The following is a 12,627-nucleotide window of genomic DNA, read 5'->3' as shown; positions in this document are numbered from 1 at the left end:
CTTCTCACGCTTCCCACTTGTCGCAAAGCGAATTGATCTGGTCTGCGAATTTCCCCATATCCTTATTCGGCATGCCGTCAATCCGCTTCACCATGTTAAGCAGCCTCTGGGCAGCGGCCAGCAGCCTCGCATAGACCGTGGACAATGCGCCCTTTGCCTTCTTCTTCACCGGCACAGGCTCCGCCTCGTATTCCAGCTTTCCCGAGAGCAGGTCGAACACCGTCCCGCTGTAGGGCGCATAGGTGCGCTGTCCGTATTCCATCTTCAGGCATTCCGCGAAGCCCGCGCACACGCTGTCCTCGCCGTGCACCACGAATATCTTCCTGGGCTTCTCCTGGAAGCCGCACACCCATTCGATCAGGCCGTTCTTGTCTGCGTGGCCGCTCATGCCCACCAGCTTCTTTATCTCCGCGCGCACCTGTATGGACTCGCCGAATAGCTTCACCTCGTCCACGCCGTCCACGATCATGCGGCCCAGGGTGCCCACCGCCTGGTATCCCACGAACAGGATGGTGCACTCAGGCCTCCACAGATTGTGCTTGAGGTGATGCCGGATGCGCCCGGCCTCGCACATGCCGGAGGCGGAGATGATGACCTTGGGCGTGTCGATGAAGTTGATCTCCCTTGACTCGTCGCTGGTGATGGACAGCTTCAGCCCGGCGAACGAGATGGGGTTGATGCCCTCCTTTACCAGCTCCAGGGCCTCCCCGGCAAAACATTCCATGCGGTTCTCCTGGAAGATTTCCGTGGCCTCCACGGCAAGGGGGCTGTCCACATACACCGGGAAGTCCTCATGCCCCTTCACCAGGCGCTCCACCTTGATCCTGCGCAGGAAATACAGCAGCTCCTGGGTGCGCCCCACGGCAAAGGAAGGGATGACCACATTGCCGCCCCGGTCGAAGGTCTCCTTCAGGATAGCCGCCAGCTCATGTACATAGTCCGGGCGCTCGGTCCCGTGGAGCCTGTCGCCGTAGGTGGACTCCATGACCACATAATCCGCCTCTTTGGTGGGGATGGGATTGTGCAGCAGGGGATCGTTCTTGTTGCCGATGTCCCCGGAGAACACGATTTTCTTCCTGTGGCCCCTCTCCGTCAGCCATACCTCGATGCTGGCGGAGCCCAGCAGATGGCCGATATCGGAAAAGCGGACGGTCAGCTCATCGCAGATCCTCACTTCCGTGTCATAGTGGCAGGGGACGATCCGCTTGATGATCCCCTCCGCGTCCTCCATGGTGTACAGGGGCTCCACAGAGGCCAGGCTCTCCGTTCTCTTGGCCTTGCGGTTCTTCCACTCCGCCTCCATCATCTGGATGTGGGCACAGTCGCGGAGCATGATGCTGCACAGATCCGCCGTGGCGTCCGTGGCATACACCTGCCCTCTGAAGCCCTTGGCGTACAGAAGGGGCAGCAGGCCCGTGTGGTCGATATGGGCGTGGGTCAGCAGCACGTAGTCGATCAGCCCTTCGTCCACCGGAAGGGGCACGTTCTCGAACGCGTTCACGCCCTGCTCCATGCCGCAGTCCACCAGGATATGCTTGCCGCCCGCCTCCAGGTAATGGCAGCTTCCGGTCACCTCATGGGCCGCGCCTACAAAAATCAGCTTCATAAAATGCACCTCCTTTTTAAAGTCGCTGCGGATATATTTCCATTTTATTATGATATTCCATCCGGCGCAAGGAAAAAGTGGAGAAAATCTTAAGATGTCTCCCATTGCCCCGCCCCACGCAATGTGCTACAATGGGTGGGACATATCTGCCAGGAAAGGACGAGGGATTTCATGAAAGCTCAGCTACCGGATTTTCATCAGACACATTTTGACAGCATCCAGGCGCTGCGGGGCGTCACGGCGCTCTTCATCGTGCTGGAGCACATCCGCTTCCTGAACTGCGGCGCTTTCGGCGTGGACATCTTTTTCTGCATCAGCGGCTTCATGATCATGTTCTCCACCCACGGCGGAGGCAGGCATTTCCTGCGAAAAAGGCTGATCCGTATCCTCCCCCTGTACTACCTGATGACAGCGGGCACCTTCCTGCTCCTGCTGCTCTTCCCGGGCATGTTCGAGCAGACCCGGGCGAATCCCGTCTATCTCCTGAAAAGCCTCCTCTTCCTCCCCTTTGACATCGGCGCAGGGGCGGTGCAGCCTCTCATGCGGATTGGATGGACGGTGAACTGTGAAATATTTTTCTACATATTGTTCATGATAGCCATGCGCATCAGCCACAGGTTCCGGGGGCTGCTCTGCGGCCTGTTCCTGCTGGGCATCATCGCGGCTGCCCAGGCGATGCCCTCTCCCCCCGTATTCCTGGCTTTCTACGGCAATCCCGTGATGCTGGAGTTCCTGTTCGGCATTCTCTGCTACTATGTATGCTGGGGCCTGTACAGAGGGCATCAGGCCGGGAAACTGCCGGGATTCTGCCGTGTACCGGCCCTCATCCTGCCTCCCGTGCTATTCGCGGGGCTCATGGTGACGAAAAGCTCCATCAATGTCCTGGGCTTTCTCAGGCCGCTGCTCTGGGGGCTTCCTGCGCTCCTGATCGTGCTGTGCGCCTTTACCGCGGGCCTGTTCCGGAAGACAGCGCCTGCCCCTCTCGTGCGGCTGGGCGACATCAGCTTCTCCCTCTATCTGATGCACTATTACCCTGTGATGCTGCTGGACCGGCTGGTGTTCGACTTCTCCGCTCCCAGCCTCCGCGCGTTCCTGGGCGTCGCCGTGGCCTTTGCCGTCAGCACGGGCCTGGCCCTTGTCAGTTGGGATCTGATTGAGAAACGGTTTTCGGGCTGGCTGCGGGGAAAGCTTATTTCAAAATAACTTTCAAAACCCTTTTGTAAAAATTGCAATTTTTTTCCAAAAAAGGTTGACAGCCGGTTCAACCCATGCTATAATCATTTTTGTTGTGAGGGAACAATGTTCCAAGGCAACGGAAGTGTTGATGCGATAGTGGCTCAGTTGGTAGAGCGCCACCTTGCCAAGGTGGAAATCGCGGGTTCGAGTCCCGTCTATCGCTTCTTTAATTTGTAGCGGAATCCTGTAAAATAAAGGATTCCGCTCTTTTTTATCTCTAATCCTCAGTAGACAGCCGTAGGCAGAACTTACGTTCTCCCCATTCAATCCTTCCCTCCGCCGGGCCGGCTCTTGGGAATATAGCGCATATCGCTTACATTGTACACCGTTATGAATGCCGTCGGATCCTCCCGGCTGATATACTGCATCAGCTTCTGGTACTCGTTTTTGTCCACAATGGTTATGATTTCATCCCGGACCGTACCCTCGTATGCCCCCTTCGCCTGATAGATCGTGGCCCCGCTCTTCAGCGTGTGCACGATCCAGTGGCGGATTTCTTCTTCCTTGTCCTTCGAGATGATGCAGACCCGCCGCTTCATGTTCTGCCCGAAGATGAAATGATCCAGCACCATCCCGTTGAGATAGGTCCCCAGGACGCTCAGCACCACCGTCTTCTTGTCGTACACGAAAGCGGAGCTCAGCGCTACCAGCATCCCGCTCATGCTCATGGCCCTGCCCAGATCCATGTGCAGATACCTGTTCAGAATCTTCGCCACGATGTCCAGGCCTCCGGAGGACGCGTTCATGTTGAACAGGATGCTCAGCCCGATGCTCACGGTGAAGATATAGCAGGCCACGTCCAGCAGGGCATCCCCGGAAATCGATGTGTTCTCCGGGAAAGCGATCTCGAACAGCCCGATAAAGACAGGGAGGAGGATGGAGGTATATACTGTCTTGAAGCCGAACTCATGCCCGCACAGCAGGAATCCGGCTATCAGCAGGACCACATTTAAGACCATGGTGATGGCCGATACCGACAGCGGGACGAAATTCGACAGTACGATCGCCAGGCCGGACACGGAGCTGACCGCCGCATGGCTGGGTATCAGAAAGAAGAAAACCGCCGCCGCGATTATCAGCGTAGCCGCTGTCATCACGAATATCTCCCGCACTGTCTTCATCATTTTCATCTCCTCTGCCTGAAACCTCACTTCCATGCCAAACCTCCCTCTCGATTGCACGCCCCACAAGCAGCCGGGCCCGCTGACAGTCATTGCCGCAATAAGCGCAGACAGCCAATCCTCAGCCCTACGCAGACAGGAAAGCGCGCCGACAGGCGCGCCCCCTATGGAAAACTCAGCCTCTCACCACAGCCAGCGACCCCATGGGATCCCAGGGCTCCAGCATGATCGGCTCCGCCTCGTACTCCGCCAGCAGCTCCTCCGACAGATATTTCTTGTCCACCACGATCTGGTACATATACTCATCGAACCAGTCGTCGCTCATGACATAGTAGCCCTTCTCGCCGGCCTCTTCGCCCCAGCTGTTCTCCACGCGCCAGCGGTTGGGCCTGCCCTCGTCGTCCAGGTTCACGCCCTGGAACACCATGGCGTGGGTCATCAGGCTCTCGCCGTAGTCCAGCCTCTCGGCCTTGTCCATGCCGAATTTCACTCCCAGAAGCTCCTCCAGCTTGAAGACCTTGGGATCCATGACGCCGCCCTCCCTGGTGGAGCACTTCCCTACATCGCAGCCGAACCACACGGGAACGCCGTCCTTCATCTGGGCGATGGCCGCCTTCTTCAGTTCCTCAATCTCCAGGTTCAGATAGCGCACCGGACGGCCCTCCTTCACGCTGCCCAGGAACTTCACGCTGTAGCTCCTGTGGTAGGGCTTGTCCGCGGTAGGCGCATTGATTATGCTTATGTAATCATTCAGGTTCAGTCCCACATATTTCTCATAGAATGCCTTGGGGGTCAGGCCGCACTCCCTGATGAACTTGCCGTCCTTGTCCTCCACCTCGAAATCGAAGGCCTTGGGTGGCTCGCCCAGGCAGATGCACAGGATACGGTATATCTCTCCCAGCATCTCCTCCTTTCTGGCCGCCAGCTCCTCACGCTTCGCCCCTGCCGCATAGGCGCTGCGCAGACGGCAGGCATCCTCCCGCAGCTTCACGGTGAGCACGCTGTCCATCTCCCCGGATGCGGAGGAAGACTTGGACTCGGGCATGGCATACTTGGGCACCACGCCGTACTTGTCCACCAGGCCGCAGAGCATGTCCCACTGTCCCCCGTCGTTCATGGGCGAGGACAGGAGCCATGCGATCAGCCGGCCGCCCGTGGGCTCGTCCAGAGTCTCCAGGATACTCTCCAGGAAAAAGTTCGCCTTCTCCAGCTTGTCATAGAAAAACAGGTAGCTCTGGGAGAGCTCGAAATTCTCCAGGTTCAGCTTCTTGATGATCTCGAACCGGAAGGTGTTCAGCGCCGCGAACATCCAGCAGCGGCCGCTGGACTTCTGGTTGGTGACAGCGCCCTGCTTCAGCTTCACGGAAAAGCTCTGGCGCGTGGTGCGCTGGGCCTCCCCGTTCTTCGCCGATGCCTTCAGGCCGTTCTCCGTGACGGCGTTCTTAGCCACCTGGCAGGCCGCGTCAGCGCTGCACTTTTTCTCGAACTGCTCCAGCAGTTCCTTTGTGATACTTTCGCTCATGTTCATCCCTCTTTCGTTGGAATCCGGGGAAATCGCCCATGCCTTTTCCCTTGTCCTGCATATGATAAGTAAAGCACCTTGATTATACCCTCTCCCGGAATTTTCTGCAACTCGATTTAGAGATTTTTCCATATTTTCAGGATTTTCCCGGAAAAGAATACACCGCGGAAGAAAACGCTTTCCTTTTGGACGCAATTACTATATAATGGATAAAACAAGCAGACAAAGCCGGTCCACAGGAGTGATGAAATGGAAGATTCTCTGAAGCTCTTAACCAACTATTTACAGGATGTCCTCGAACAGCCCGATACAGCCGCGCTCCGCCTGGAGGACCTGGCGCCTGATTTCCGGGAGCTGGGGGAGAAAGCGGCCCTTCTGGCTGAAACGGTTCAGGACCTGACGAATCAGCTGCAGCAGAAATTCGAGACGTTAGAGCTGGAGAATCAGGTCCTGATGGATAATATCCAGGCTATGGATGAGATCAGCTGGTCCCTGGAGCAGAGCAATCAGGAGCTGCGCAGCAACCTGGCGCTGGTAAATGCCCTCACCGACTATACCCACAACATGATCTTCGTCTATTCCGCGGATACCTGTCAGGAGGTGCACGCCAATCAGCCTGCCCGCTGGTTCCAGAAAGCCCATGCCCAGACTGCCGCACAGTTGACCCGGATGCTGCTGGAGAAGCAGCCGGAAATCCAGCAGCAGCTGGATTATCACCAGAAGAGCCAGAAAATGGAAGACGGGCATTCCATGGAAGACGGGCATTCCACGGAAGAGCCCCTTCTGCCCCAGGGGCCGTCTGCCGGGGACGAAGGGCTCCCGAAGCAGGGCCGGAATTCCCTGAGATGGGATATGGCCCTTGGGGACTGCGATGACACGGACATCTTCTTCCAGGTGGAGTCCTTCCTCATCCCCTGGCTGCGTTCGGACGCGGAGGATTCCCACAATGCCAGGAGACAGGCGATTGTCCATATCGTGATCGACGAGACGGAGCGGCAGCGGCGGCAGAAAATGATCTACCGCTTTGCCTATGTGGATCCCCTGACCGACTTAATGAACCGGCGCTACGCCATGGAGAAGATGGAGCAGTGGATGGAGGAGGGCACAGCCTTCACCCTCTCCTTCATCGATGTGGACTATCTGAAATACTGCAACGACACTTTCGGGCATGAAGCGGGCGACAGCTATCTGATCGAGGTCTCCAGAGCGCTGCAGGCCCTGGGCGGCGAAGTGTGCCGTGTGGGCGGGGATGAGTTCTTCCTTCTCCGGACCGGGTGCGCCCCGGAGGAACAGGAACGGCTGCTGGAGGAGCTCCGCCAGCGGCTGTTGGCCGACAAAAGCAGCGGACATCCCAAGTGCTTCAGCTACGCTGCCACTTTAATCCCGGCCCGCCCCTCCGCCCCCCTGACCGCATATATCAGCGCTACCGACACGAAAATGTACCAGTATAAGCAGAAATACAAGGTTCCGCTTTCTGATGTGGTCTATAAGGACGACCGGATATAGAGGGGTAGGCTTATTGATTGATTTCCTTCATTTCCTGCCTCAACCGCCATATGCCGTATGCCAATAACAGGCCGCCGTACAGCAGGAGCGATAGGAAGACAATCAGGAAAAAGTCCCGGGGCAGCGAGTACGATGTCGTACCGAAGCCTGACACGATGCAGTGGCTGACGATGTACGCCGCCGGGTACAGGCCGACGCGTTCTACCCAGACGCGAAGCCCTGCGTTCTTTTTCGTCAGAAGCCACACCACCGCCGTCCCCGCCAGGGCCGCCGCCGCAAGGAAGAGATAATACCCCAGCGACAATCTCGGCAGGACAATACTGCCCTCATAATCCGTGTCCCCGTAAAAGCACACCGTCTCGCTCCCGTCATTTGGAACATACACCGCCTTGACCGGGTAAGGCTCACTGGGAGAAACCATGCAGGACAGTTTCCCGCTGCGGTCTGAAAGCCACCTGTCCCAAAGGGAAGTCCAGGCCTGGACATCGCAGTAGTAGAAGCTCCCGCCCTCGGGATCCGGGTAGATGGTGTAGTCGCACTCGGTCACCTCCTCGCCAAAGGTGATGCGCAGACCGCCGTCTCCCACAGGCTCAGCCGCAACCAGCCCCTCCGAATAGGGAAGGTAGATTGGCGCGTCCAGCACCGCAAAGGCCGATACCAGCAGCGCCGCCACGAACACGGCGGTCAATAGAACCGTCTGTATTTTCTTCGCCGCCATCTTTTTCCTGAGCTTCAGCAGCGGAGCGGCATCCGTCTTCTCTTCCGCCCGCCCGGGCTCTTTGGCCTGTTCATATTCCCTGCGGCATGTTCCGCAGCCTCCCGTCTGATGCACTGCTCTTCGGTGGCGCTTTCACCCGGCGGGGATTCCGGCAGCTCTACATCGTCGACGTTTTCCGTATGCCTGGACTTTTTCAGATAGGTGTAATAGCAGTTCTTCGCGATTTGGCAAAGCCACACCCGAATGTCGCAGTCCCCGCGGAACCCGCCGATGGAGCGCATGGCTTTGAAGAACGCTTCGCTGGTAATCTCCTCTGCTATAGCCTCGTTGCCGGATAGCCTGCGGATATACAGATATACATCTTCAAAATAGGTCCGGTATATTTGCTCGAACTCCGTCACCTTACCACCTCCTTTCGCTTATAAGACTCCGCGGAAACCGAAACCTTACAAAATATTTCAGACATCCCGCGACAGGGCGGAAACTGACGATTGACCGCCCCTTCCGCCTTTGCTATAATGATTTCAGTCCCATGGGAATCTACGTTGCCAAACGAATCTTCTACGAGAATAGGCAAAGGAGCAGTCAGGAATATGGCACCTTTTGAGAAAGCAGTCAGACTGATAAAAGACACTGTGGAGAGCCGTCGGCTGCCCTCCGCCGCTTTGGGCATAGGCATCGGGGATACGGTCTGCGTGAAAGAGACCTTCGGAGCCACCTCCGTCACGCCGGAGGGCATTCCTGTCAGGGAGGACACCCTCTACGACATGGCCTCGGTGAGCAAGATCCTCTCCACCTCCATGATCGCCCTGCGCTTCATCGCGGAGGGAATCCTGGATCTGGCGGACATGCTGCCCAGATATTTCGGCCAGGATGCGGTTCCCGAGGACAAAAAGGAGATTTCCCTGTTCCACCTGCTGACCCATACAAGCGGCTACCCGGCCCATATCCCTTTGTATGAGAAAATCCCCACTCCCGACCTGACGGTTCCCTATCTGCTCTCCGTGCCCCTGGAGCACGCTCCCGGCACCCGGGTGGTCTATAGCTGTATGGGATTTATCCTGTTGGGGAAAATGCTGGAGAGGATCAGCGGCAAGACCCTGGATGTGCTGGCCCGGGAGGAAGTCTTCAGTCCTTTGGGCATGACGCGCACAGGGTATCATCCGCTGGATGCCGGAACGGATTATTCCGCAAACACGGCCTACACGGAACGAAATCCGCTGACAGGGGAGTGGCTGATCGGACAGGTGCACGATGAGAATGCCCGTTTCCTGAACGGTGTTTCGGGCAATGCAGGCGTGTTCTCCAATCTGAACGATTCCATACGCTTTGCCCGGATGCTGGCCGGACACGGCGTATTAGACGGAAAAACGTATCTTCCGCACCGTATTTTCGATGTATCCATACAGAATCATACGCCGGGGCTGGAGGAGAACCGCGGGCTGGGCTTCCAGTTGGCGGGCGGGTGGCATAGCTGCTCCGGCCGGTTCTTCCCTCAGTCGGGCTTCGGCCACAATGGCTTCACCGGCCCGCACATCTTCGTTGACCCCGGAAGCGGCCTGTGGACGGTGCTGCTGCTCAACCGCGTCCATCCCACCCGGGAGAACGCTGAGCATCTGCGGGTGCGCAGAATCCTGCACACGCTTATTGCGATAGGACTGGAGGAACGCTCTCTTCCGCCCGGACCTCTTTCGCCGTCTTAAGCGCTGTCCAAAGCTTGGGCCTGCCATTTCACCTCCCGCGCCGTCCATCCTCGGGCCCTGCTTCCCCTGACGGCCTGTCGCTGTGCCACCAGGCGTCGTACTCCCCTTCCTCTGAAAGCATCCTGTTGGATACATAATGAAAGCGCTCCCCATCCAGCGGGCGTATCACCGTTTCATGGGTGAATGCCCTGGACGTATCGTCATGGGGATATACCGCGTTGACGGTAAGCGTAATGGTTCCGTCCCCGTTCTCCCTGCAGCCTACCACCTCCGGATAGGGGATGTCCGGATACTCCGCCTCATGAAAGCCCCGGGGCCGGTACTTATATGCCGCCTGTTCCGGGCTGTATTCCGTCTTCCGGCGCAGGGTTTCCGGGTCTATGTCGAAAAATGCCGTGATGACAGACTCAAATTCGTCCTCGGGTATCCAATAGGCACTTTCCTCCCCGGGACTCCCCTCCGCCCCATAGGGGTGGGGCCGGCCCCGCAGGATGGGATAGAACCTGTCGAACGCATCGTAAAAGTCCAGGTCCCCATACTCCTCCCCGCTCCAGCTACAGAGGAACATATTGTTCCGCTCATAGCCTACCGGCAGCAGATATTTCCTGTTCAGCTCCCTGCAGCTTTCCTCCAGGGGCAGCACGCGCAGGGCCGTATGCTCCTCTGTAGCGCTGAAAGTCATCACAAAGTTCTCCGGCAACAGGCTCTTTCCCGCAAAAATCAGATAGCCCTCCGGGGTATATTCCCAAAAGTCCGCCGGGTAGCTCACCGTGCCTCTCTCCTGCAGGATTCCCTCCCGATCGTATTGGTAATAACTTCTGACCACAGCTACGTCGCCGCCCTTGGTCTCCAAATCGAATTTCCGGAAGCCCATCTCCATGGCTACCACAATCGTGAGCTTCCCGCTTTCCTTCTCCTCCACCGCCCTGACGAACTCCAGTACCTGCTCCGCCCCCGCCATGTCCACCTGGTTATCGCCGGAGGCGGCAGCGTAGCCGTTTTCACCAAGCCTATCCACCATGCGCCCTATAGTCTCTATACTTCCCAGAGTGCCAGACTGGGCCGCCTGGGCATAAATGTCACGGCAGATTTCCGCTATGCGCTCTGCGTCCGTGCTTTCGTCCCGGCCGTCCTCACCGGGAATCCCTGCCCCGCTGTCCTCACTCTGCAAGGTCACCGCTTTGATATCTTTTCCCCCGGCCAGCTCGTCGCGCACCTCATTTTGTGCCCCGTCACCGCAGCCGGTCAGCAGAAACGCCGTTATACTGATTCCCCAGAGCAAGCCGCACCTTTTTCCCATCCCATCCTCCTTCTGCGCCGGGCCATGCTTAAAAAGTCCTGCCCCGCATGGTTCCTAAGCAAACGAGACTGCCATTTTTCTCTCCGGGTCTGCATCATATTGCCTGTACCACACGTTGATTAAATTCTTGAAAGGGATAATGATTTCATCCGCCTGCTCTTTCCCGTTCAGACTGTCGTAGTTGTCATTGATGGCAATAAAGCGAACCCCCAGTGCGGGGAACAGCCGCTCAATGTACCTGCCGGAATCAATGTATTCACGCCCGAAGCGGGAAAGGTCTTTCACACTATGGCCTGGTGAAAAGAGTTTGGTACAGGCTGATATTATACCATACTGCTTTTCATTTTGGAATAATCAAAATGAATTTTCTCATATTTATAATGGACGTGACCGCTCTGCCATTCGGCTGGTTTCCAAAATTGGGCAGCCGTCCTTGCTTCTTATGTATCCCAACACCGCAAAAGGTGCAAAGCCCTGAATCATCTTGATGACTTGATAAGACTTTACACCTTTGTTTCGTGCTGCTATTCAGTTGTAGGACTCATTCCTTGATTTTGTCGATTTCTGAAAGATTGATGCCAAAAGAATTTAAGATGACTTTCAATTCTATATAGCGATCTTTCATAAGCTTGTATCCATTTGAGTCCTTTTCAGTCGCTAACATATATGTCTGCAATCTGGAAAATTCTTCAATGTTCTTTTGGATAATCTCTTTTTCGGTCATATAATCACCTGCTTTCTGGAAACTGTTGTTGATTAGTATCTACAACTATTATAGCAATCCATCCCCTAGGTGTAAAGCCTTTATTCAATCGTCAATGTGCTTTGCGTGTTTTCTGTGGTGCCCATAGGCGACTTGTCTTGATGCTACACTCCCGTTTCAAATGGCTGTCCTGTGGTTCATAATGTGTCTGCATATTTCTTTAAATCTGCCAGACTGGTAAAGCGATTGATGTTATCGCTGTCCTGGTCGTTACTTCACCCTCAGCACATTGAAGAAGCCCGATTGCTTTCACAGGCGCTTCACCTTTTTCCTCTCCATGCCCTTCAGCTCCTCATACAGAAGACGGTAATTCTCGTACCGCATCCTACTGACGGCCCCTTCTTCCACCGCGGACTTCACCCCGCAGTCCTTCTCCCCGATATGGGCACAGCCGCCGAAGCGGCAGTATCTCTCATGAGCCGCGAATTCCGGGTAGAAGCCTGCCAGCCGCTCCTTCTCCAGGTCGAAGAGCCCCAGGGAGCTGAAGCCGGGCGTGTCCAGGATATAGGAGCCCTCCCCGATGGCGATCAGCTCGGAATGCCTGGTGGTATGCTTTCCCCGCTCTATCTTCGCGCTGATCTCTCCTGTCTCCATGACAGTGCCAGACTGTAGGCAGTTGATGATGGAGGATTTCCCCACCCCGCTGGGCCCGGCCACCGCCGTGGTATGCCCTGCCAGCATCTCCTTGAGCGCTTCGATGCCGCAGCCCAGCCTGGCGCTGACTGTCAGCGTCCGGTAGCCGCAGCCGCCGTAGAGCTCCCGGTACTCCCTCCCAAGCCCCTCCTGGTCCATGTCCAGCTTGTTGAAGCAGACGATGCTGCGGATTCCCTGCTGTCCCATCATGACCAGGAAGCGGTCCAGGAGGTTGAAGTTGGGCCGGGGCTTTGCGATGGCGAAGATTACCAGGGCCTGATCCACATTGGCCACGGCGGGCCGTATCAGCTCGCTGTCCCTGGGCAGCAGCGCGCTGATGTTCCCAAGCGCTTCCCCTTCGTCCAGCACGTCCATCTCCACCCAGTCTCCCACCAGCGGCTTGCGGTTGTCCTTGCGGAACACCCCTTTCGCCTTGCACTCATATATCCTGTCGCCGCAGTGCACATAGTAGAATCCCGCGATTCCCTTGATGATTCTTCCCCTCAAAGCCAGCCCCCC

The 12,627-nt window shown here is 56.7% G+C and carries 11 protein-coding genes, 1 tRNA gene and 1 pseudogene; 4 read left to right on the top strand and 9 right to left on the bottom strand.

Going from position 1 to position 12,627, the window contains the following annotated elements; genetic code table 11:
* Positions 1-4: 4 nt before the first annotated feature.
* Positions 5-1,606: an MBL fold metallo-hydrolase RNA specificity domain-containing protein gene (locus Q2B33_RS06590; protein ID WP_300564572.1), complete on the bottom strand. Its 1,602-nt coding sequence runs from the start codon at positions 1,604-1,606 to the stop codon at positions 5-7.
* A 171-nt stretch (positions 1,607-1,777) separates the two neighbouring features.
* On the opposite strand from Q2B33_RS06590, the gene Q2B33_RS06585 reads away from it, so the two are divergent.
* Positions 1,778-2,809 carry an acyltransferase gene (locus Q2B33_RS06585; protein WP_300564574.1) on the top strand — a complete coding sequence of 344 codons (1,032 nt, stop codon included), beginning with the start codon at positions 1,778-1,780 and terminating at the stop codon, positions 2,807-2,809.
* A gap of 123 nt (positions 2,810-2,932) precedes the next feature.
* Positions 2,933-3,005 (top strand) — tRNA-Gly (locus tag Q2B33_RS06580).
* A 100-nt stretch (positions 3,006-3,105) separates the two neighbouring features.
* On the opposite strand, the gene Q2B33_RS06575 is transcribed toward Q2B33_RS06580, so the two are convergent.
* Positions 3,106-3,972, bottom strand: a complete 867-nt coding sequence (locus tag Q2B33_RS06575; protein WP_300564645.1) for a YitT family protein — start codon at positions 3,970-3,972, stop codon at positions 3,106-3,108.
* Between the two features lie 166 nt (positions 3,973-4,138).
* Positions 4,139-5,485, bottom strand: coding sequence for an aminopeptidase C (locus Q2B33_RS06570; protein ID WP_300564576.1), 1,347 nt, complete (start codon positions 5,483-5,485; stop codon positions 4,139-4,141).
* Positions 5,486-5,734: 249 nt separating this feature from the next.
* On the opposite strand from Q2B33_RS06570, the gene Q2B33_RS06565 reads away from it, so the two are divergent.
* On the top strand, positions 5,735-6,991 hold the full coding sequence (locus Q2B33_RS06565) for a diguanylate cyclase (RefSeq protein ID WP_300564578.1): 1,257 nt from the start codon (positions 5,735-5,737) through the stop codon (positions 6,989-6,991).
* 10 nt (positions 6,992-7,001) lie between these two features.
* On the opposite strand, the gene Q2B33_RS06560 is transcribed toward Q2B33_RS06565, so the two are convergent.
* Positions 7,002-7,709 (bottom strand): hypothetical protein, encoded by a 708-nt coding sequence (locus Q2B33_RS06560; protein WP_300564580.1) that lies wholly within the window; start codon positions 7,707-7,709, stop codon positions 7,002-7,004.
* Between the two features lie 14 nt (positions 7,710-7,723).
* The gene (locus Q2B33_RS06555) at positions 7,724-8,110 is read right to left on the bottom strand and encodes an RNA polymerase sigma factor (RefSeq protein WP_300564582.1); all 387 of its coding nucleotides are present in this window, start codon (positions 8,108-8,110) and stop codon (positions 7,724-7,726) included.
* Positions 8,111-8,302: 192 nt separating this feature from the next.
* On the opposite strand from Q2B33_RS06555, the gene Q2B33_RS06550 reads away from it, so the two are divergent.
* Positions 8,303-9,412 carry a serine hydrolase gene (locus Q2B33_RS06550; RefSeq protein WP_300564584.1) on the top strand — a complete coding sequence of 370 codons (1,110 nt, stop codon included), beginning with the start codon at positions 8,303-8,305 and terminating at the stop codon, positions 9,410-9,412.
* A gap of 28 nt (positions 9,413-9,440) precedes the next feature.
* On the opposite strand, the gene Q2B33_RS06545 is transcribed toward Q2B33_RS06550, so the two are convergent.
* From Q2B33_RS06545 to rsgA, 4 genes and pseudogenes are all read right to left on the bottom strand, one after another.
* Positions 9,441-10,712: a DUF6070 family protein gene (locus Q2B33_RS06545; protein ID WP_300564586.1), complete on the bottom strand. Its 1,272-nt coding sequence runs from the start codon at positions 10,710-10,712 to the stop codon at positions 9,441-9,443.
* Positions 10,713-10,826: 114 nt separating this feature from the next.
* Positions 10,827-10,997: pseudogene (locus tag Q2B33_RS06540) on the bottom strand (recombinase); the annotation flags it as partial.
* 256 nt (positions 10,998-11,253) lie between these two features.
* Positions 11,254-11,436 (bottom strand): hypothetical protein, encoded by a 183-nt coding sequence (locus Q2B33_RS06535; RefSeq protein WP_251205328.1) that lies wholly within the window; start codon positions 11,434-11,436, stop codon positions 11,254-11,256.
* 288 nt (positions 11,437-11,724) lie between these two features.
* Complete coding sequence (rsgA, locus tag Q2B33_RS06530) at positions 11,725-12,615, bottom strand: ribosome small subunit-dependent GTPase A (protein ID WP_300564590.1); 891 nt, start codon at positions 12,613-12,615, stop codon at positions 11,725-11,727.
* Positions 12,616-12,627: the final 12 nt, after the last annotated feature.

This window comes from uncultured Acetatifactor sp., assembly GCF_948601915.1.
Lineage (GTDB): Bacteria > Bacillota > Clostridia > Lachnospirales > Lachnospiraceae > Acetatifactor.
This window is presented reverse-complemented; position numbering and strand designations above follow the sequence as displayed.